Source organism: Brevundimonas goettingensis, from assembly GCF_017487405.1.
Classification (GTDB): Bacteria; Pseudomonadota; Alphaproteobacteria; order Caulobacterales; family Caulobacteraceae; genus Brevundimonas; species Brevundimonas goettingensis.
The window spans coordinates 975,175-994,207 of the sequence record NZ_CP062222.1 but is presented as its reverse complement, the minus strand read 5'-3'; the positions used below and the strand labels follow the sequence as shown (position 1 = coordinate 994,207).

Genomic DNA, 19,033 nt, shown 5'->3' with positions numbered 1-19,033 from the left:
GGCGTCGCCTCGGGGCGGGGTTTCACCGGGCCTTAGGGTCGATGCTGGCCATCAGTTGTTTGACCACGCTTCTGGCGACCCCCGCCGAGGCGCGGCAGTCGCGCGCCTTCAATATTCCGCGCCAGGGCGTCCGCGACGCCCTTCTCGATCTCGCCCTGCAGAGCCGGCGCTCCCTCGGCGGCGAGGTCGGCGCCTGTCGCGGGACCAGCCCCGCCGTCCACGGCGCCGTGAGCCTTGAGACCGCGCTCGACCGCATCCTGACCGGCAGCGGCTGCAGCTGGTCGATCGGGACCAATGGTGCGGTGATCATCCGCCGCGCGGCGCCGCCCGCCGCCCCCGTCCCGCGTCGCCCCGCCCCTCCGGCGATCGACTATCCGGCCGAGGCCTCGGAGCTCAGCGACATCGTCGTCACCGCCGAACGCCGTCCGGACACCGCCCAGCAGGCCCCGACCGCCCTGACCGCCCTGTCCGGCGACCGCATCGGCCTGGCCGACGTCACCGACCTGACCGACGTCAGCTCCCTCGTCGCCGGGATGACGACGACCAACCTCGGCTCGGGCCGCAACAAGATCCTGCTGCGCGGGATGTCGGACGGCGCCTTCACCGGCCTGACCCAGTCAACGGTGGCCATCTATCTCGACCTCGCCCCGATCACCTACAGCGCTCCCGATCCGGACCTGAAGCTGCTCGACATAGAGCGCGTCGAGGTGCTGCGGGGGCCCCATGGCACCCTCTACGGCACCGGCCCGATCGGCGGAGTGGTGCGCATCGTCACCCATAGTCCGAACCCGGATGATCTGAAGCTCGAGCTGTCTGCGACCAATTCCTGGACCCATTCGGGCGGCCAGAACACCGACTATTCCGCGACCGGCAACCTGCCGCTTATCGACGGACGGCTGGCCATCCGGGGCTCGATCTACGAGGAGTCCTTCGGCGGCTATATCAACGATGTGAACCTGAACCTGCACCGGGTGAACGACGGCACGCGCCACGGCGGACGGATCGCGGTGGGCGCCTGGCTCAATCCCGACTGGAGCCTGACCGCCGGCTATGTCCGCCAGTCGATCAAGACCGAGGACACCCACTATGTCTATCGGGTGCTGGGCGGGCTGACCCGCGCCAATCTGGTGCGTGAACCGCACGAGAACCAGTTCGAGGAGACCTATGTCACCCTGAACGGCCAGGGCGACTGGGGGCGGCTGGACGCCTCGGTGGCCGAGATCAATCACGACTTCACCAGCCGCTACGACGCCTCCAGCGCCCTGATCACCTTCGGCTCCTTCGGCCGGATCGGCGCCCTGGACGAGGTCAAGAACATCCGGCTTCTGGTCGGCGAGGCGACCTGGCATTCGCCCGACGCCGGTCCCCTGCGCTGGCTCGCCGGCGGCTTCTTCTCGACCAGCCGGACGCCGTCCGTGACCAACCTCTCGGCCCTGCGCCCTCTCCCCGTGGAGCAGATCTACACCGAGAACCGCCTCGACAAGCTGGACGAGGTCGCCGCCTACGGCGAGCTGTCGCTGGACCTCAAGCCCGACCTGACCGCTACTGTCGGCGCGCGCTACTACCGGGTCAACTACAGCGCCATTTCCGACGTTGACCACTACGGCTTCCATCGCCCGTTCGCCGGCGAAGGCGACGGCGACGGCCTGTCCCCGAAATTCGGCCTCGACTACCGCTACAGCCCCGACCTGAACCTCTACGCCCTGATCAGCCAGGGCCACCGCACCGGCGGCTTCAACACCGCTGGGCCCATCTGGCAGCAGTTCACCGGCCGGGTCGGGATGCCCGCGCGGGAGTATCGTCCCGACACCCTGTGGAACTATGAGGTCGGGGCCAAGGCGCGGCTGTGGGACGGCAAGGTCCAGGCCCGGGTCGCCGCCTTCGTCTCCCGCTGGAAGGACATCCAGAGCGACCAGTTCCTGCCCACGGGCCTCGCCTATGCGGTCAATGTCGGCGACGGGGCGAACAAGGGCCTCGAGATCGAGACCAATTGGCAGCCCAGCGACCGCCTGATCCTGCGCTTCAACACCCTTTTGGCCGATCCTGAGATCACCCGCCCCAGCCCGGCCTTCAACTCCAAAGGCGACGCCGGCCTGCCCGGAGTGCCGGCCATCTCGGCCAATCTGAACGCCAGCTATCGTCGCCCGCTCTGGCGCGATCTGGTCTTCACCTCCGACGCCGTGGTCGCCTATGTCGGGGCCTCGCGCCTGACCTTCGACGCCTCGCGCCGCTACCGGATGGGCGACTATGTCACCGGGCGTCTGTCGGCCGGGATCGAGGGCGACCACTGGACGGCGACCGCCTTCGTGGACAATCCCGCCGACACCGAGGCCAACACCTTCTCCTTCGGCGACCCCTTCCGCCTGCCCGAAGCCCTGGCCACCACCCCGCTCCGACCGCGCACCATCGGCCTGACCCTGACCTGGTCGCCCTGGTAGGCTTCTCCAATTTCATCATGGCGATCCGGGGTTTGATTTGCTCTAAGTCGCGGTGATGCGTTCCCCCGCCGCCTCAGAAACGCCGTCCGAGCCCCCGCTGAAAGCGAGGAAGCGACGCAGGGCGGGCCGGATCGCCCTCGTCACCGGCGGCACGGCCCTCGTTGTCGTGGTTGTCCTGGCCGGCGGCCTCTATCTGAACCGACGCGCCGCGGCCCAGCAGATCCTCACCGGCTGGCTCAAGGACCAGGGCGTCGCGGCCCAGGTTCAGGTCCAGCGCATCGAACTGGACGGCTTCGTCGGCCGCATCGTCATCGGCGACCCCGCCCATCCCGACTTCGTTGTCGACCGGGCCGAGGTCGACTACGCCATCGGCGCCCCCTGGTCGCGCGCGGGCTTCGGCGTGACCCCCGGCCGAATCCGACTCGTCCGCCCCGTCCTCTCGGCGCGCTGGCATAACCGCCAGTTCTCGCTCGGGTCGCTCGACCCGCTGGTGAAGAAGTTTACGGGCCAGCCGCCGAAGCCGGACAGTCGTGGCCCGTTGATCCTCGTGGAGGGCGGGCGGCTGCGGCTCCAGAGCGATTACGGGACTGTCGATGTGCTGGCCGACGCCACCGTCAATGACGGCAAGCTCATGCGACTGGTCGCGCGGATGCCCGCTGCGTCCCTCAGAAGCGGCCCTACGACCGTGACGAACCTTCAGGCCGACATCGACCTGACCACCACCGGCGACCGGGTCGCTGTGACGGTCCATTCGGCGGCAGACGCCATCTCCGGTCCCCGGGGCAGTGGGCGCGACCTGCGCCTGACCCTGACCGGCGCCCTGCCCTATCCGGACCTCAAGACCCGGCGCGGCGACGGACAGGCCCGGGTTCAGGCCGCCCTGACCGCCGGTTCGGCGGCCACCGACGACAACAGCCTGACCGACGCCGCCCTCAACCTGACCTTCGACGGCCGGACGCAAGGCTGGATCGAGGCCTTCCGCATCACCGGCGCCACCGACCTGGCCCTGACCGCGCGCGAGGCCGCGACCGGAACGCTGAAGCTCACTGGCCTTCGCGCCACGACCAGCAACGCCCCAACGGAAATCGCGCGCGGCGGTACAGGCTTCCGCACCGACCTTTCCGGCCCGGTCGCGGCTGCCGCCGATCGCTTCCGCTTCGGCGAGCTCGACCTCAAGACCGTGCGCACCACCACCGCGCTCCGGCTCGTCGCCGACGACGCGCTCAGGATCAACGCCGACATCGCCGCGACCGCCGCCCACGGCGCCTGGCCCCTGTTCGGCCCGGTCGCCTCCGACGACACCGCCGAACTGGCCGACATGAAGCGGGCGCTTGGCGACTTCGCCGTCTCCGCCCCCGCCGTGCATCTGACCGTCGGGCCTACGGGGACCGAGGCGCGGCTGACCCGCCCCGTCCGCCTGACCCCGTCCAACGGCGGCGTCCTGACCCTGATGGCGCTCTCGGCGCCCGTCTTCGTCTCCGTCCCGGGCCAGTTGGGTGGCGGCGCCCTGTCCATCACGGCCACGCGCGGCAAGGGCCTCCCGGAGGCGGCGGTCGCCGTCCCGCGCTGGAGCCTGACGCCCACCGGCTTCACCGCCGACCTCGACGCCCGCGCCGCCCTCGACTTCGGCCTGGCCCAAGGTCTGACGGTGCGCACGACGGGACGCCTGACCTCGGCCGACAGCCGCCTGATCTTCGCCCCCCGGGGCTGCAGCCCCTTCGCCGCCCGTCTGCTGGAGTTGGGCGAGAACGACGTTTCCGACGTCGCCGGCCACCTCTGTCCGCCCGCCGGTCCGCTGGTCGTCGTAGCCGACGACGGCTGGCACGTGCGCGGCCGCTTCGCCGGGGTCTCGGCCGCCGCCCCCTTCCTTGAGGCCCGCGTCGCCGACGCCGAGGGCAGCCTGAGCGTCGACGGCTCCAGGGGCGGCGACCTGAGCCTGTCGGCCCGGATAGAACAGGCGACGGTCCGCGACGCGGCCGCCACCCGCCGCTTCAACCCGCTGCGCCTCACCGGAACCGCCGGTCTGGCGAAGGAACAGTGGACCGGGACCTTCGACGTCGCTTCCGGCCAGAACCCGCTCGGCCAGATCACCCTGCACAACAACGGGATCACCGAAAGCGGCGGTCTGACGATCGACACCGGTATGCTGACCTTCGCCCAGGGCGGGCTCCAGCCGCTGGACCTCAGCCCCCTCGTCGCCGGCTTCGTCGAGCCGCCGGTCACCGGCCAGGCGCGCTTCACCGGCCGCTTCGACTGGACGCCGGAGACCCAGACCAGTTCGGGCCTCATCACCGTCCCCGGCCTCGACTTCGTCAGCCCGGTCGGCGCGGCCAAGGGCCTGAAGGGCGAGGTCGTCCTGACCAGCCTCGTCCCTCTGACCACGGCCCCGAACCAGACCCTGACGCTCGACAGCCTGGCCTCTGTCACCCCCCTGACCGATCTGAAGCTGGAGTTCGGTCTCGACCTGACCCGCTTCACCCTCGGCGGCGCCGATCTGCGGGTCGGCGGCGGCGTCGTGCGGATCGAGCCCCTGTCGGTGCCCTTCGATCGGACCAAGACCATTACCGGCGCCCTGGTCCTCGACAAGGTCCAGATCGGCAACATCTTCTCGGGCGCGGGTCTGGACGACAAGGTCAAGCTGGACGCCATCGTCTCGGGCCGCCTGCCCTTCACCTCCGGCCCCGAGGGCGTCCGCGTCCAGGGCGGGGTCCTGAACGCCGTCCAGCCGGGCCGGCTGGAGCTGCAGCGCGAGGCCCTGACCGGCATGGAAGCCTCCAACGCCGACACCGAGGTCCCGCCGAACCTGATGACCGATCTGGCCTATCAGGCGCTCGAGAACCTGGCCTTCGACGACATGACCGTGGTGGTCAACAGCCTCGACGCGGGCCGCCTGAACCTCAGGTTCGCCATCCACGGCCGTCACGATCCGCCGCAGAAGCAGGAGATCCGCCTGACCTGGCTGCAGGTCCTGCGGCGTCAGTTCTTCGACAAGCCCCTGCCCCTGCCCTCGGGCACCGGCGTCAATCTGAACCTCGACACGACCCTGAACGCCAACCAGCTGATCGGCGACCTGCTGGAGCTCAACCGCGTGCGTCAGGGTCAGGTCTCGGCGGAGACGCCGCCCGCCCCCTGAAATTGTTCAGGGGCCATTCACCCCGCACCGCGTTAAGGTGGGGGACGTCATCGATTCCGGAGTTGCGATCATGATCACAAAGCGGACCCTCGCCGCCCTCGTCCTCGGCGGCCTCGCCGCGGCCGGAGCCTCGGCCTGCACCCCGACCGTGCGTCTGGAAGTGGCCCCGATCACCATCAACGCCACCCTCAGCGCCGACGTGCGCATCCGTCTCGACAAGGAGCTGCAGACGCTCCTTCAAGAGAACCCCAACCTGTTCTGATGGGAAAGATTCAGCAGATGACCTTCCGCAAACTCATGATCGCCGGCGCCGCCGTCGCCCTCCTTGCTGTCGGCGCCACCGCCGCCATGGCCCAGACCTCGGCCCAGAAGGCCCTGATCGACGCCGCCAAGTCGCAAGGGACGGTGGGCGAACAGGCCGACGGCTATGTCGGCGTGCGCACCAACGCCGACGCCGAGCTGCGCGCCGCCGTCGACGCCACCAACAACGGCCGCCGCGCGGTCTATGCCCGCAGCGCCACCGAGGCCGGCACGACGACGGAAATCGCCGCCGCCCGGATGTTCGAGACCCAGCTTCTGGCCCGCGTCAGCTCCGGCCAGTGGTACAGGAACGCCGCCGGCCAGTGGGTCCAACGCTAAGGACAGCCTGACCGGCGGGGATCACCCCGCCGGTTTCAGCAACTGGGCGATGGCCGCGTCCAGCTGGGCGTCCCGGCCCGACAGGGTCTCGCCCAGAGGCCGTTCCACGGCCTGATCCACCGCGCGCGGATGCATCTCCATATCGTCGCCCGCCGAGCCCTGGATCCGCGATCCGGGCAGGCGCACGGTCGAGCCGTCGATCAGCCGCTCGCTGCCCGTGAAGATGATCCAGCCCGCCGTCGGCTGCCCCACCACCTTGCCCAGACCCAGGGTGCGATAGCCCTCGGTGAAGTCCTCGGCGTCCGACAGGGAGGACTCGTTGGTCACCAGCACCGTCGGCTTGTCCAGCGCCCTCTGCCCCAGCGCCTGCCGGCTGGGCAGGGTGAACAGATCCCGCGGCGTCATGTGCAGGAAGTTGCGTCGCGAGAAGACGTCCAGCGCATAGCCGTTCACGAACCCGCCGTTGTTGTTGCGGATGTCGATGACGATGCCTTCCTTGCCCTGGTTCTGGCTGTCGAGGTCCAGATAGAGCTGGTTCAGGCTGTCCGCCGACATGTCGGCCATATGGACATAGCCCAGCCGTCCGCCGGACGCGCGCTCGACATAGGCCCGACGGCTCGCCACCCACTGACGATAGGCCAGACCCGAGGCCGTCCCCGCGCCCACCGGCCGCACGATGGCCTCATGCCGTCCCGAGGCGTTGACGAAGCCCAGGGCCACCCGGTCGCCGACCTGGTTCTGCATCAGGGCGTCCAGATTGGTGTTCGCCTCGATCGCCTGGCCGTTCACGCTGACGATCCGGTCGCCGACCTTGATCGACCCGGCGATGAAGGCCGGGCCCAGATTGACCACCTCGCGCACGATCAGGCCGCGTCCGGCCTCATAGGCCTCGCGGTCGAAGCGCAGGCCCAGGTCGCCGATCCGGTCGGTTGGAACCGCGCCGCGCGGCGCCCCGGTGCCCGAGTGCGACGCATTCAGCTCCCCGATCATCAGATTGATCGTTCGGCGCAGTTCGTCCCCGGTCCGGGCGCCTGCCACATAGGGCTGGAACCGGGCGCGCAGGGCGGTCCAGTCCTGGCCGTTGAAGTTCGGATCGAAGAAGTTGCGGTTCAGGGTGCTCCAGGCTTGGTCAAACACCACCTGCTTCTCGCGGGCGAAGTCGACGTCCATCTGGGCCTGGATGCCGATGGTCTTGGCGCGCGGGCTCTCCAGCGGCGTGGTCACCACCGAGCCGCCATCCAGATAGAACAGGGTCTTGCCGTCGCCGGTCAGATAGAAGTCCGGCTTGGGCTTGGGGGTGGAGCTGATCTGCTGCGCCACCGGCGGCTCGGTCGCCAGCTCGTCCAGCGACCAGGAATAGAGGCTCTCCTGTCCGCGCTCGCTGGCCCGGAAGACCAGGGTCTTGCCGTCGTTGCTGATCACCGGCCCGTCGGCGTTGAGGCCCAGCGGCAGCAGGGTCGCGCGTTCGCGGATGCCCTCGAAGACGATGGAGACGCTGACCGGCGGGGTCCGGGGCGGGGTCGCGGGCGGCGCGGCGCGCTGGCTGCGGCCGGACGTCCCGCCCGATGCGGGCGGGGTCGCCGGCGGGGTGGTGGACGGCGCATCGGGCGTCTCGGTCTTCGGCGCCTCCGGGTTGAACAGGTCGCGGAAGGCATCCTCCCGGTATTTGGGCACATGCGGCAGCAGGTCGATGCGGACGATCCGCGAGTCCTCGGTCCGCTGGGAGGTGTCGAACAGGATGAACTTGCCATCCGGCGACCAGACGATCTTGCCCATCTGGCCATTGCCCAGGAAGCTCACCGGACGCGCCTCGCCGCCCGCCGCGGGGACCACATGCACATTGGTGAAGGACCGGCGGTCGACCACCGGGAAGGCGATCCATTTGCTGTCCGGCGACCAGACCGGCGTCGGCCCGCGCTCGTCGGTGTTGAGAGCGCCTGTGAACAGGACCCGATCCACCGCCGGCGCGCTCGCCGTCGGCAGGGTCATGACATGCAGTTCCTTCACGTCGGTCACATAGGTGATCGACTTGCCGTCGGGCGCATAGGCCAGGGCGGACGCCATGCCGGACGTCGTCAGCAGGATTTCGGTCGAGGTCTCGAAATCATACTGGGCAATCACATGGTCCAGACCGCGCTCGGTGACATAGAGCAGCTTTCTGGAATCCGGCGACCAGACCATCTCGCGCTCGGCGGCGATGCTGGTGGTCACGCGCTGGGCCGGGCCGCCGTCCTTGGACCCGACCGCGAACAGTTCGCCATGGGCCAGGACCGCGACCTTCTTCCCGTCCGGCGACAGGGCCATGCGCTCGAAATTGGTCAGGGTCACATGGCGCTGGCTCTCGGCCGCAGAGGCGCCGCGCAGGGTGATCGGCACCTGCGCCGCCCGCCCCGTCGCCGGATCGACCTTCCAGACGCCGAAGTCGCGCTCGAACACCACCGCCGAGCCGTTGGCCGCCATGTTCGGATAGAGGAAGCGGCCGCTGGTGAACCGGGTCACCGGCGTCGCCTCCCCGCCCGCGACGGGCATCCGCCACAGGTTCTCGGCGCCCGACTTGTCGCTCATGAAGTACAGCGTCCGGCCGTCCGGGCTCCACATCGGCCAGGCGTGTTTGGCCTCGTCGGCCAGCAGCTTGCGATAGGCGCCGTCCCCGGCGACCGGCTTCACCCAGATCTCGGTCTCGTCGATGTGGGAATGGCCGTTGCGCCACCACTGGCCGGCGCTGAGCCCCCGCGCCATCAGGGCGATGGACGCCCCGTCCGGCGACGGCGCCGCCTGGAACTCGGACAGATACTGCTCGCGGCTGACCTCCAGCGGCGTGCCGCCGGTCGCGGCGACGCGGAAGATGTCGGGCTGACGGCCCACGTCATTGATGCCCGAGGCGAAGTAGAGCCACTTGCCGTCCGCGGACCAGGCGTCCAGCTCCTCGTTGGACTCGGCATAGGTCAGCCGCGTGGTCGCACCGCTGGCCAGGTCGAGGATATAGATGTTGGCATTGCCGCCCCGGGTCGAGGTGAAGGCCAGCTTGGTCCCGTCCGGCGAATACAGCGGCCGTCCCTCCGTCGCCGCATCGGTCACCAGCAGATGCGCGGTCCCGCCCGAGGCTGAAACCTCCCAGATGTCTCCGCCCGAGACGAAGGCGATCTGTCCACCGTCCGCCGACAGGCTGGGTTCGGCCAGGGACGGCCTGGCCTCGACGGAAGACGTCTGCGCAAACGCCTGGCCCTGAACGAAAAGCTGCGTCAGGGCGACCGCGATCAGGGTCGCCGCCTTGGTGGATGTCATCTGGTGTTCGCCCCGGGAGAAGTCGTCTGGAAGTCGTCTGGTTTGGGCGCCCATCGCGCGGCGAATGGCCGCGCTTGTCAAGCGACTTGACGCACCCATAACCCCGCAGTTATGAGATAATCCATAACCACGAAGTTATCGATCTTCATGACCCCGGCCGACCCCGACCTCCTGTTCCGCACCCTCGGCGACCCGACCCGCCGGGCTCTGTTCGAGCGCCTGTGCCGCGAGGGTGAGCAGACCGTCGGGGCCCTGACCGCCCGCGCGGGCGTGTCCCAGCCGGCGGTGTCGAAACATCTCGGCGTCCTGCGTCAGGCCGGGCTGGTCTCGGACCGGCACGAGGGCCGCCAGACCCACTACGCCGCCCGCCCCGGCGCCCTGTCGGCCCTGACCGACTGGACCCGCGATATGACCGACTTCTGGGAAGCCCGTCTCGACGGCCTCGGAGACCTGCTGAACAGGATGGACCAATGACCGCCAACACCGAATCCGTCGTCGTCGAGCGCGATTATCCGCACGCGCCCGAGAAGCTCTGGCGCGCCCTGACCCAGCCGCACCTGATCGAGGAATGGCTGATGAAGAACGACTTCGTCCCCGAGGTCGGCCACGGCTTCAAGCTGCGTGGCGACTGGGGCGGGGTGCTGGACTGTAAGGTTCTGACCCTCGAGCCCGAGCGGACCCTGGCCTACAGCTGGGACTTCGACAGCGAGGACCCGGCCTACGCCCTCAAGAGCGTGGTCACCTTCACCCTGACCCCCACCGACGGCGGCGTCCATCTGCGCATGGAACAGGCCGGCTTCCGACCGGAGCAGAAACAGGCCTCCGGCGGCGCCAGGTTCGGCTGGTCGAAGTTCCTCGACAACCTCGACCAGCTTCTGACGCAGGAGGGCTGAGGCCATGAGCGCCCTGATCCGTCAGACCCACCGCTGGCTCTCCATCGCCTTCACCCTGGCGGTGATCGCCAACATCGTCGCCCTGATGCAGAAGCAGCAGTCGTTCTGGATCGGCCTTCTGGCCCTCGTGCCCCTGATCCTGCTGCTGGTCTCGGGCCTCTGGCTGTTCGCTCTGCCCTATGTCGCGCGCTTGCGACGCCTCGCTAACTGAACCGGTCGGGGTATCACCCTATTCAAACTCCGGCTCCGGCAGCGCTTCCTGATCCTGCGATCGCAGGGATCGCGACGCCGGAGCCGACGCCATGCGCGGGCGAACCTTCGCAGCCTGCTTCATCGCCTCCCTGACGACCGGGTGCGCGAGCACGGCGGGCAAGATCACGGTGCTGACCTCCGACCCGGCCGGCCTCGCGCCCGGCTCGACCTATGTCTGGGCCTCGCCTCCCGCCGACGCCAGGCCTGATCCCCGCGTCGCCCGCGTCATTGTCGAGCAGCGGCTGCACACAGCCGTCGACCAGGCCTTGGCCGCCCGGGGCTACCGGCGGGTCACGGCGCCCGAGGACGCGGCCCTTCAGGTCGCCTACCATGCCGTCCTTCAGGATCTGCAGGACACGTCGATCACCGGCTTCAGCCTGGCGGGCGGCACCACCTGCGGCGTTCGCGGCTGTCGCGACGGCTGGGGCCTGTACGGCCCGCCCAGGGGCGGTATGAACCTCGCCGCCTATGCCAAGGGCACACTGATCCTCGACGTCACCGACGCCCGGACCGGCCGCCTTGCCTGGCGCGCCACCTCGGACAAGCGGGTAGACCACGCCGACGCCACCCAGGCCGGGCTGAACAGCATCGCTGCCGAACTGACCCGGGCCCTTCCCGGCCCTTGAACCAGCATATCCATCGACCCCAGCCCGCTGAAATCATGCAGGCTTTCCGCCGCGACCGGCATTCGGCCCAGCCCCCTCCGGGGCCGTGCTAGACTGGCTCCCGGTCTTTGACAGTTCAGGAACCCTCGCCACCGAAGCGAAAAATCACTCCCGACGCACACCCATTCAATTCAGATAGTTAAGATGATAATCTGATCCATCACATCCGAATTGCACTTTTTGCACTCATCTTTTTCGAGTGCATCGGGAGCCGCTCAGCGGATACGGACGATGCACCGGAAGCCGACGTGAGAGGTCGAGGTATCCACCGGCTGGGCGTGCCGCGCCGCCGGCCGATATCGCCGGCAGTAGGAAGGGGCACACAGGTGCGAACCGCCCTTGAGCACCTTGCGCGGAATGCGGATGGCCGGTTGGGCCGGGTCGAAGCTGGCCTCGAGCTCGCCCCCGCGGGGGTTCTTCGGCGCACAGCAGGCCTTGGTGACCGGGGCCTCGGTCGACCACCAGTCCTGGGTCCACTCCCAAGTATTGCCGATCATGTCGTACAGGCCGAAGCCGTTCGGATCGAACGATCCCACCGGGCTGGTGTAGCGCTGGTCCATGGGCTTGCGATTGTTCCAGGGGAAGTCACCCTGCCAGGTGTTGGCCATGACCTTGCCGCCAGGCTCGAACTCGTCGCCCCAGGCATAGGCGGTGTCAGCGCCGCCGCGCGCCGCATACTCCCACTCCGCCTCGGTCGGCATCTCGCCCCCCGCCCAGCGGGCATAGGCGGTCACATCGGCCCAGGCGACATGGACCACCGGATGGTCCCAGAGCCCGTCCAGATCGCTGCCCGGCCCGCGCGGGCTCTTCCAGTTCGCACCGTTCTGGTAGGTCCACCAGGCGCGGATGTCGTTCAGCGGCACCGGCCCCGGCGGCGGGGTGAAGACCAGCGATGCGGGCTGCAGCATCTCGGGCGGGGCGCCCGGATAGTCCTTCGGGTCCGGCGGGATCTCGGCGAAGGTGGTCCAGCCGGTGTCCTCGACGAAGGCCGCGAAGTCCCGGTTGGTCACCGGATAGGCGTCGATGGCGAAGGAGTCGACCATCACCGCATGGACGGGCGCCTCCTCGGCATAGTGGTCGTCGGACCCCATCATGAACAGCCCGGCGGGCAGCTCTATGCGCAGCGGGTTGCGCGGATCGGGTTGCTGCGACCTGTAGCGGCCGAACACACTGGCGCGTGACATGGTTGATTGACCCCCTCGTTCAGGCCTCGAAGGTGGCGGTCCCGGCCGCTCCGGACGATCAGGTCAAACCCCGAACTCGCCCGGGAAACAGCGCCTTACGGGCGCCCATGTGGCCCATGAAACACGCCGCTTCGGCCCGCTCAGGGCGTGATCAGGTGCTGCTTGATGGCGAAGCGGACGAACTCGCCCGCCGTCCTTACCCCGGCCTTGCGCATGGCCGAGGCCCGGTGGGTCTCGACCGTCTTGACGCTAATGCTCAGGTCGCGGGCGATGGCCTTGTTCGACTGGCCCTCGGCGATCAGCTGCGCCACCTCCAGCTCGCGCACCGTGAAGGTCTTCAGCCGCGACCGCTTGCGGTCCTGAACCAGCCCGTCGAGCAGCAGCTCCGACACCCACGGCGAGAAGTAGGGCCGCCGCGCCCCGATGGCCGAGATCGCCGCGCTCAGGTGCTGCTGGGTGTCGGTCTTGAGGATGTACCCCTTGGCGCCGGCCGCAAGCCCCTCGTTCACCGTCTCGTCGTCATCGCGCATCGTGAACAGCAGCACCGAGATCTCCGGCGCCTCCTGCTTCAGGCGGCGAGTAAGGGTTACCCCGTTCATATGCGGCAGCGAGACATCGAGAACAGCAATGTCCGGTCGCAGACTCAAGGCTAGTTCAAAGGCTGTATCGCCATCTGCGGCCTCTCCGACCACTTCCCACGCCGGGTTTGCAGAAATGATCTCGCTCACCCCGCGGCGAACGACCTCATGGTCGTCCGCCAATAGTATCCTCAGCACAGCGCCCTCCCCGACAGCCCAGTTCAGGTAAAACCATTAGGGGCTGAATATCTGCAGTATATCAGAAAAAACCCTTAGGAGTTGTGTTATGGTGCTTCCGTAGGGCTTTTCAGGAGGCGGCTTTGTCAGGGGCCGATACCCGATCCCGCGCGGCCAGTTCGGCGTCATTCGACGTCGATGAGTCGCGCCCACCGCCGGTCGCGGACCACCACCATGGTCCGGGCCTGTCGCCGGGTATGGCCTATATCCTGGATCTCGAGACCGGCCGGCCGAAGTACATAGACGCCTTCCTGGAGCGGCTGCTTGTCCCTTCCGGCGGGGCCTTCCGCTTCGGCGGGCTGCGGCGGCGACTGACCCCGTCCGACGTCACTATCCTCAACGCCCACCTCAAGAAGCTGCACGAGCTGCCGCCCGGTGAGATGGCGGACATGGTGATCTCGATCGCCCAGGACGACGACCGGCTGTGCTGGCTGCACTTCCGCTCACGCCTGCTCGCGCGGCCGGGCGAAGCCAGCGCCCGACAGATCATCGGCGCGGCCGTCGAGGTCACGGCGGACTACGCGCCTGCGCTGATCAAGGACCTGGAACGGCGGATCATCCACGCCGAGGAGGCCGAGCGCCGCCGCATCGGGCGCGAACTTCACGATTCGACCATCCAGCATCTGGTCGCGCTCGACATGCTGCTGGGTTCGCTGGAAGGCAAACCCGAGGGCCCGAACGAGGCGATCGTCCGCGAGATGCGCGAGACCCTCAGCTCGGTGCAGAACGAGATGCGCACCTTCGCCTTCCTGCTCCATCCGCCCAGCATCGAGGAACAGGGGCTGGAGCAGACCCTGCGACGATTCGCCCAGGGCTTCGCGCGCCGCACCGGCCTGGCCATCGACATGGACGTTCGCCTGAACGGCGCCTTCCTGCCCTTCGATACCGAAGTCGCCCTGTTCCGCATCGCGCAGGAGGCGCTGATGAACGTGCACCGGCACGCCCAGGCGACTTCGGTCAGCGTGGAGCTGGTCGCCGAACCGGCCGAGGTCAGCCTGGTGGTCACCGATGACGGACGGGGCATGAACAGCGCCCAGCTGGCCCTGGCGATGAAGGGCGGGGGCGTAGGCATCGCGAGCATGCGCTCGCGCATCACCTCCTTGGGCGGCGCCATGCGCATGGACTCCAACGGGCGCGGTGTCAGCGTCCTCGTGAGGGCGCCGCGGCGTTCGCGCCGGGCCTGACGACAAACCTGACAACCAGAGCCGGGCATCCACGAACCGCGCGCTAGGGTCTGACCTGATGCCGCGGGTGTCGGTCCTGTGGTGTGGTCGCTCAAATTGTCTGGAAGCCGCCATGCCCGCAGTTCTCCCGTCCTGGAGAGATGACGCCGCCCGAAGCGCCATCCTGAACTTCGTCGCGCTGACGACCGATCCCTCGAGCGCCCACTTCGTGGCCCAGGAAGATCGCATCGCCGTCTTCGGCCACGACGGGACCCTGTGGTGCGAACAGCCGACGACGGTTCAAACCCTGTTCGCCCGCGAGAGTCTGGAGAAGCTGGCCGAGAGCGCGCCCTCGCTGCGGGACCGGGAGCCGTTCCGCACGTTGCTGGAGCGAGATCCGACCGCCGCCCACCGCCTGGGCAAGCGCGCGATCTTCGAGGCCATGGCCCTGATCGACGCCGGCCTGACCCTGCCGGAGTTCGAAGCCCGGGTGCGGGCCTGGCTGGAGGTCACGCCCAACCCCGCCCTGGTCCGCCTGTGCGCCAACCTGGTCTACCAGCCCCAGCTCGAGCTTCTGCAATATCTGCGGGCCAGCGGCTTCAGCACATGGATCATCTCGGCGGGCGGCGTGGACTTCATCCGCGCCCTCTCCCAGCGCCTCTACGGCATCCCGCCGGAGCAGGTCGTCGGCAGTTCGAACCGGATCGAGCAGCGGTTCGACGCCTTCGGCGGCTCGGTGCTGTGCAAGCTGCCGACGGTGCGGCTGTTCAACGACGCCGAGGCCAAGGTCGAGACCATCGCCGACCATATCGGCCGCCGGCCGATCCTGGCCTTCGGCAGTTCAGACAGCGACCTTCCCATGCTGCGCTACGCCATGGGCGGTCCGACGCCGGGCCTGGCCCTGTTGCTGCACCACGACGACGCCTTCCGCGAGGCGGCCTACGACCGGGAGAACCATCTCAGCCCCCTGATCGAGGGGCTGGATCATGCCCGGGAACTGGGTGTCACCGTCGTGTCGATGGCCAGGGACTGGAAGAACGTCTTCGCCTGAAAGCCTCGCTTCAGAACGCGGCGGGATCAGTCAGTTCCGGCGATGCGACGCCTTCGACGGTCCGGTTGAAGACCTTGGGGGGCTGGCTGGCGAGCGAGTCCTTCAGCAGCAGCATCGGCGTCTGCGACTCGCGCACCCCGCCCGAGGTCGGACGGTCGACGTCGATGATCAGAAGCAGCGACAGGGTGAAGAGCAGGCACAACATGGTGGCCAGGGCGATGCCATGGCGGCCGTACAGGACGAAGCCCAGCACCCCTGCGCTGACGATCTGATAGACCAGCAGCAGCAGGAAGACCTCGGACGGCACATGCAGCCCACGGGCGACCTTGCGAGCGGTGTCCATGTCGATGACCGCATTCACGGACTCGATATAGGCCCCGGAGAACTCTGCGTCGCGGATGCTGGGCATGACCGCGACCGTCTCGGCCCAGAGGTCGGTCAGAAGCCTGTCGTTCTGGCGGACCAGCCCGTCGCGCTCGGACCCGGAGCCATGGACCTGGGCGAGAGCGATCCGGTTGTCGGTGTAGACCACCAGGATGTTGCTGACCCGCTCGCGGTGCGGCGACGGCAGGATCTGGGCGCGCAGATAGGCGGTGCCGATGTCGTTGGCCTCTTCCAGCACCAGGGCCCTGCGCCCCTCGTAGCGTTCGATCGCCAGCGAGAAGGTGAAGCCCAGAAGCAGGGCCAGCAGGCCCAGCGCACCCGAGACGATATAGCCCTCCTGGTCCGACTTCTCGCGCTCGCCCGAGGCGGCGACCAGCCGTCGCCGGACGAACCAGCCGATCGCCGCGGCGATCGCCATGGAGAGTACGAGGCCGATCCCGATGACCCACAGCGGGGTTCCGTCCAGCAGGCCGCTCAAGGTGGTGATCATGGTCATGCCCTCCGTCGCCGCCATGGTGGCGCTTGGAGCGCGAGGGCGCCTATCGGTTGGAGTCCCTAGACGCCCTCATGGTCCCCCTGCCCTCGCCGCGACAGGCGGGCCTTGATGGCGGGCGGGTCGCGGCCGCGCCGCCCCTGACAAGCGTTGCGGGTTAGACCTGAGTGCCGTGCCGGGCGGATGATCGCAGTCTGGCGCTCCATCTGGAGAGATCGCCATGCCCCGTCTGTCATTGCTCGTGATCACCGCGCCGGTCGCGCTCGCCCTGTCGCTTAGTCTCACGGCCTGCGGCGGCGGCAGTTCCACGACCGCCATCGAGACCCAGACCACGGGTCAGCAGCTCATCGACCTGAAGGCCGCCCTCGACGCCGGGGTGATCACCCAGCGCGAGTACGACGCCAAGCGTCGCGACATCCTGCGCAACAACTAGGGCCAGGGAACAGGATTGAGGATCGTCATGGCGGCGACGCCCATCCCGCCTGTCAGTTCCGGACGCCCTTTCATCAGGCGCGGCCTCTCGGCGCTTTCGGTCCTGACGACCTTGTCCGTCGCCTTGTGCGCGGCGCCGGCCTTCGCCGGTCACGGACCGCTGCAACAGGCCTCGCCCGTCGCCGCAGCGCGCCAGGGCTGACGCACAGCGCTTCGGCGCGCGCCTCCCCCTCCCCGATCAAGGAAAAGCCGCGCCGTCGATGACGGCGCGGCTCAACGTCTTGATCCCCGTTGCGATCAGTGCGGGCCGATCAGCGGACGCGCCGCCATGAAGGCGATCGCCAGGATACCCACCGCCAGCAGCAGGAAGGCGATAATGAAGGTGGGCGTCGCCGAATAATGAATGTCGCTGTGCAGCAGCTTCTCGCCATACAGCCGCTCGCGCCGGCCGTTCAACCCGCGCCCGAAATGCATGTGGGAGACGATGCCCATGATCAGCAGCAGAATGCCCAGCCCCACCAGCGCCATGCCCAGATTCCTGGGGCCGTCGCTCATCGAGGGAATGGCCCCGCTCTTCTGCAGCTGCCGAAAGCCCTCGAAGATGGTGAAGCCGAAACTGATCAGCGACAGCGAGGTCCGCACGATCGACATCAGGGTCCGGTCCGCGCTCATCCGGGTCCGTTCGAACGACAGACTGGTGCGATTGGACGACAGTTCGACCGACGGCGAGCCGGCGATGAACTGATTGTCGTCTACGGGCTTGTCGGACATGGAGGCCTCGCGGGTTGATGTGGCCTCATCCAATCCCCGCGGCCCCGGCTTGACGATCAGGTCTTTCCCCCAGCCCCCCTGTCTCTCCGGAAGGTTCCCTGTCGGGTTTGACCCGATGCCGGGCGCGCTTGAAGGCTGGTCTCCTCTGTCTCCTGGCTTTTGGAGGTGGATATGGAATCCGTGTTCAAGGAGGTCGCGAGCTACGTCTCGCTGCTGTGCGAGTTCCTCGCGGTGCTCTGCGTGGTGGTCGGCGCGTGCAAGGCCGCCCTCATGTGCCTCAAACCCCTTTTGAGCGACAGTCCCGGCGGCGCGTACAAGCCGGCCTGGATCGCCTTGGCGGCCTGGCTGATGCTGGCGCTGGAGTTCGCTCTGGCCGCCGATATCGCCGACACGGCCATCGCGCCCAACTGGACCGAAATCGGCCAGCTGGCCGCCATCGCCGCCATCCGCACCGTGCTCAACTTCTTCCTGGCCCGCGATGTCGAGACCCTGGCCGAGCCGGAGAGATCCGAGACCGTCGCCCCCGCCGCCTGAACCTCTGATCTCCACCGCACCGACGGCCCCGCGTCTTCCAGCGCGGGGCCGATTTGCGTCTGGAGGTATCCGTCAGGCCCACGGGCTTGCGGCCAAAAGAAAACGACCCCGCGTCGGAGAACGCGGGGCCGAGTGCGCCCGGGAGTTGGGGCGTTCCGGGACCCGACGTCATCCGGCGGTTGGGGGGCTACCGGGCTGTCGGGCACGCTCAGAAGACACCTTTTCCGTCTCTCATCCCATCCGGTCGAACCCTGATATCCGGCGCCGCGAACCCCGAGAATCGATCGCACCGCGGCCGTTGGCGCTGTGTCCCTCTCCCTGCCGAGCTCGACTCCGCGGGCTGCGGGAGCGCTAGGGGTTTGTGCCGATTGGTCCCCGTCCGGACGTGGCTAACCTCCGTGCTTTCAGGGCCGGGAGGGTGTGATGCGACGGATTTGGCTGGTTGGGGGTCTTGCGGCGATAGTCGTTCCCGGCGTCGCTCTGGCCCAGACCAAGACGGCCCAGTTCGCAGTCCGCGCCCAGGTCGTGGCCGATTGTCAGGTGACCGCACAGGATCTGAATTTCGGTGTCTACAGTTCTGCGGCCGCGTCTACGGCGACGACCGTCGTGACCGTGCGCTGCACGCCCGGATCGGCGGCGACCGTCAGCATGGACGGAGGCGGATCGGGCAATCCACAGGCCCGACGCATGAGCGGTCCGGCCAATCTCAACTATCAGATCTTCCGCGACGCGGCCTTGCAGGATCCGATCAACACCGGCGGCGCGGCCTGGCAGCTGTCGGGGCAGGACAACACGGGCCAGACCGTGACCTACACCGTCTACGGCCAGGTCCCGACGGGACAGGTCGTACCGGCCGGCAACTATGTCGACATGGTCCGTGTGACCATCCAGTTCTAGGAGC

General features: G+C 68.3%; 18 protein-coding genes. 13 read left to right on the top strand and 5 right to left on the bottom strand.

Annotated features, from left to right (window positions below):
- The first annotated feature begins 41 nt into the window (after positions 1 to 41).
- From IFJ75_RS05020 to IFJ75_RS05005, 4 genes are all read left to right on the top strand, one after another.
- Positions 42 to 2,438 carry a TonB-dependent receptor domain-containing protein gene (locus IFJ75_RS05020; RefSeq protein WP_207931541.1) on the top strand — a complete coding sequence of 799 codons (2,397 nt, stop codon included), beginning with the start codon at positions 42 to 44 and terminating at the stop codon, positions 2,436 to 2,438.
- Positions 2,439 to 2,493: 55 nt separating this feature from the next.
- Positions 2,494 to 5,571 carry an intermembrane phospholipid transport protein YdbH family protein gene (locus IFJ75_RS05015; RefSeq protein WP_207931540.1) on the top strand — a complete coding sequence of 1,026 codons (3,078 nt, stop codon included), beginning with the start codon at positions 2,494 to 2,496 and terminating at the stop codon, positions 5,569 to 5,571.
- A 70-nt stretch (positions 5,572 to 5,641) separates the two neighbouring features.
- Positions 5,642 to 5,833, top strand: coding sequence for a YnbE family lipoprotein (locus tag IFJ75_RS05010; RefSeq protein ID WP_207931539.1), 192 nt, complete (start codon positions 5,642 to 5,644; stop codon positions 5,831 to 5,833).
- Positions 5,833 to 6,210, top strand: a complete 378-nt coding sequence (locus IFJ75_RS05005; protein WP_225897000.1) for a YdbL family protein — start codon at positions 5,833 to 5,835, stop codon at positions 6,208 to 6,210. Before IFJ75_RS05010 ends, IFJ75_RS05005 begins: the two co-directional genes overlap by 1 nt.
- Before the next feature lie 21 nt (positions 6,211 to 6,231).
- On the opposite strand, the gene IFJ75_RS05000 is transcribed toward IFJ75_RS05005, so the two are convergent.
- The gene (locus IFJ75_RS05000) at positions 6,232 to 9,495 is read right to left on the bottom strand and encodes a S41 family peptidase (protein WP_207931538.1); all 3,264 of its coding nucleotides are present in this window, start codon (positions 9,493 to 9,495) and stop codon (positions 6,232 to 6,234) included.
- Between the two features lie 147 nt (positions 9,496 to 9,642).
- Here IFJ75_RS05000 and IFJ75_RS04995 point away from each other — a divergent pair, with 147 nt between their 5' ends.
- The 4 genes from IFJ75_RS04995 (at position 9,643) to IFJ75_RS04980 (ending at position 11,266) form a co-directional block, all read left to right on the top strand.
- Positions 9,643 to 9,969, top strand: coding sequence for an ArsR/SmtB family transcription factor (locus tag IFJ75_RS04995; RefSeq protein ID WP_207931537.1), 327 nt, complete (start codon positions 9,643 to 9,645; stop codon positions 9,967 to 9,969).
- Complete coding sequence (locus IFJ75_RS04990; protein WP_207931536.1) at positions 9,966 to 10,388, top strand: SRPBCC family protein; 423 nt, start codon at positions 9,966 to 9,968, stop codon at positions 10,386 to 10,388. The genes IFJ75_RS04995 and IFJ75_RS04990 overlap by 4 nt, the downstream gene beginning before the upstream one ends.
- 4 nt (positions 10,389 to 10,392) lie before the next feature.
- Positions 10,393 to 10,599, top strand: a complete 207-nt coding sequence (locus tag IFJ75_RS04985; protein ID WP_207931535.1) for a hypothetical protein — start codon at positions 10,393 to 10,395, stop codon at positions 10,597 to 10,599.
- 91 nt (positions 10,600 to 10,690) lie between these two features.
- Entirely contained in the window at positions 10,691 to 11,266 is a 576-nt protein-coding gene (locus tag IFJ75_RS04980; RefSeq protein ID WP_207931534.1) for a DUF4136 domain-containing protein, read from the top strand.
- 254 nt (positions 11,267 to 11,520) lie between these two features.
- Here IFJ75_RS04980 and IFJ75_RS04975 read toward each other — a convergent pair whose 3' ends face one another.
- On the bottom strand, positions 11,521 to 12,489 hold the full coding sequence (locus IFJ75_RS04975) for a formylglycine-generating enzyme family protein (protein ID WP_207931533.1): 969 nt from the start codon (positions 12,487 to 12,489) through the stop codon (positions 11,521 to 11,523).
- 140 nt (positions 12,490 to 12,629) lie between these two features.
- Positions 12,630 to 13,217, bottom strand: a complete 588-nt coding sequence (locus IFJ75_RS04970) for a response regulator (RefSeq protein WP_207931532.1) — start codon at positions 13,215 to 13,217, stop codon at positions 12,630 to 12,632.
- A 284-nt stretch (positions 13,218 to 13,501) separates the two neighbouring features.
- Between IFJ75_RS04970 and IFJ75_RS04965 the strand changes: the two genes are divergently transcribed.
- Entirely contained in the window at positions 13,502 to 14,488 is a 987-nt protein-coding gene (locus IFJ75_RS04965) for a sensor histidine kinase (protein ID WP_207931531.1), read from the top strand.
- A 112-nt stretch (positions 14,489 to 14,600) separates the two neighbouring features.
- The gene (locus IFJ75_RS04960; RefSeq protein ID WP_207931530.1) at positions 14,601 to 15,518 is read left to right on the top strand and encodes an HAD family hydrolase; all 918 of its coding nucleotides are present in this window, start codon (positions 14,601 to 14,603) and stop codon (positions 15,516 to 15,518) included.
- A 10-nt stretch (positions 15,519 to 15,528) separates the two neighbouring features.
- Here IFJ75_RS04960 and IFJ75_RS04955 read toward each other — a convergent pair whose 3' ends face one another.
- A complete protein-coding gene (locus IFJ75_RS04955; RefSeq protein WP_207931529.1) occupies positions 15,529 to 16,398 on the bottom strand; it encodes a bestrophin-like domain in 870 nt (289 codons plus the stop codon).
- 217 nt (positions 16,399 to 16,615) lie between these two features.
- Between IFJ75_RS04955 and IFJ75_RS04950 the strand changes: the two genes are divergently transcribed.
- Positions 16,616 to 16,828 carry an SHOCT domain-containing protein gene (locus IFJ75_RS04950; protein ID WP_207931528.1) on the top strand — a complete coding sequence of 71 codons (213 nt, stop codon included), beginning with the start codon at positions 16,616 to 16,618 and terminating at the stop codon, positions 16,826 to 16,828.
- 296 nt (positions 16,829 to 17,124) lie between these two features.
- Here IFJ75_RS04950 and IFJ75_RS04945 read toward each other — a convergent pair whose 3' ends face one another.
- Positions 17,125 to 17,598 carry a DUF202 domain-containing protein gene (locus tag IFJ75_RS04945; RefSeq protein ID WP_207931527.1) on the bottom strand — a complete coding sequence of 158 codons (474 nt, stop codon included), beginning with the start codon at positions 17,596 to 17,598 and terminating at the stop codon, positions 17,125 to 17,127.
- A 171-nt stretch (positions 17,599 to 17,769) separates the two neighbouring features.
- Between IFJ75_RS04945 and IFJ75_RS04940 the strand changes: the two genes are divergently transcribed.
- Together IFJ75_RS04940 and IFJ75_RS04935 are read left to right on the top strand one after the other, a co-directional pair.
- Positions 17,770 to 18,132, top strand: a complete 363-nt coding sequence (locus IFJ75_RS04940) for a DUF1622 domain-containing protein (protein WP_207931526.1) — start codon at positions 17,770 to 17,772, stop codon at positions 18,130 to 18,132.
- 423 nt (positions 18,133 to 18,555) lie between these two features.
- A complete protein-coding gene (locus IFJ75_RS04935) occupies positions 18,556 to 19,029 on the top strand; it encodes a Csu type fimbrial protein (protein ID WP_207931525.1) in 474 nt (157 codons plus the stop codon).
- The last annotated feature ends 4 nt before the right edge of the window (positions 19,030 to 19,033 follow it).

What these genes read in the sequence shown, in the direction of transcription:
- IFJ75_RS04975 (WP_207931533.1), bottom strand. Translation starts at nt 12,489, where the DNA reads ATGTCACGCGCCAGTGTGTTCGGCCGCTACAGGTCGCAGCAACCCGAT.
- IFJ75_RS04980 (WP_207931534.1), top strand. Translation starts at nt 10,691, where the DNA reads ATGCGCGGGCGAACCTTCGCAGCCTGCTTCATCGCCTCCCTGACGACC.
- IFJ75_RS05020 (WP_207931541.1), top strand. Translation starts at nt 42, where the DNA reads ATGCTGGCCATCAGTTGTTTGACCACGCTTCTGGCGACCCCCGCCGAG.
- IFJ75_RS04955 (WP_207931529.1), bottom strand. Translation starts at nt 16,398, where the DNA reads ATGACCATGATCACCACCTTGAGCGGCCTGCTGGACGGAACCCCGCTG.
- IFJ75_RS04995 (WP_207931537.1), top strand. Translation starts at nt 9,643, where the DNA reads ATGACCCCGGCCGACCCCGACCTCCTGTTCCGCACCCTCGGCGACCCG.
- IFJ75_RS04985 (WP_207931535.1), top strand. Translation starts at nt 10,393, where the DNA reads ATGAGCGCCCTGATCCGTCAGACCCACCGCTGGCTCTCCATCGCCTTC.
- IFJ75_RS04940 (WP_207931526.1), top strand. Translation starts at nt 17,770, where the DNA reads ATGGAATCCGTGTTCAAGGAGGTCGCGAGCTACGTCTCGCTGCTGTGC.
- IFJ75_RS05000 (WP_207931538.1), bottom strand. Translation starts at nt 9,495, where the DNA reads ATGACATCCACCAAGGCGGCGACCCTGATCGCGGTCGCCCTGACGCAG.
- IFJ75_RS04965 (WP_207931531.1), top strand. Translation starts at nt 13,502, where the DNA reads ATGGCCTATATCCTGGATCTCGAGACCGGCCGGCCGAAGTACATAGAC.
- IFJ75_RS04950 (WP_207931528.1), top strand. Translation starts at nt 16,616, where the DNA reads ATGCCCCGTCTGTCATTGCTCGTGATCACCGCGCCGGTCGCGCTCGCC.
- IFJ75_RS05005 (WP_225897000.1), top strand. Translation starts at nt 5,833, where the DNA reads ATGGGAAAGATTCAGCAGATGACCTTCCGCAAACTCATGATCGCCGGC.
- IFJ75_RS05015 (WP_207931540.1), top strand. Translation starts at nt 2,494, where the DNA reads ATGCGTTCCCCCGCCGCCTCAGAAACGCCGTCCGAGCCCCCGCTGAAA.
- IFJ75_RS04945 (WP_207931527.1), bottom strand. Translation starts at nt 17,598, where the DNA reads ATGTCCGACAAGCCCGTAGACGACAATCAGTTCATCGCCGGCTCGCCG.
- IFJ75_RS05010 (WP_207931539.1), top strand. Translation starts at nt 5,642, where the DNA reads ATGATCACAAAGCGGACCCTCGCCGCCCTCGTCCTCGGCGGCCTCGCC.
- IFJ75_RS04990 (WP_207931536.1), top strand. Translation starts at nt 9,966, where the DNA reads ATGACCGCCAACACCGAATCCGTCGTCGTCGAGCGCGATTATCCGCAC.
- IFJ75_RS04935 (WP_207931525.1), top strand. Translation starts at nt 18,556, where the DNA reads ATGCGACGGATTTGGCTGGTTGGGGGTCTTGCGGCGATAGTCGTTCCC.
- IFJ75_RS04960 (WP_207931530.1), top strand. Translation starts at nt 14,601, where the DNA reads ATGCCCGCAGTTCTCCCGTCCTGGAGAGATGACGCCGCCCGAAGCGCC.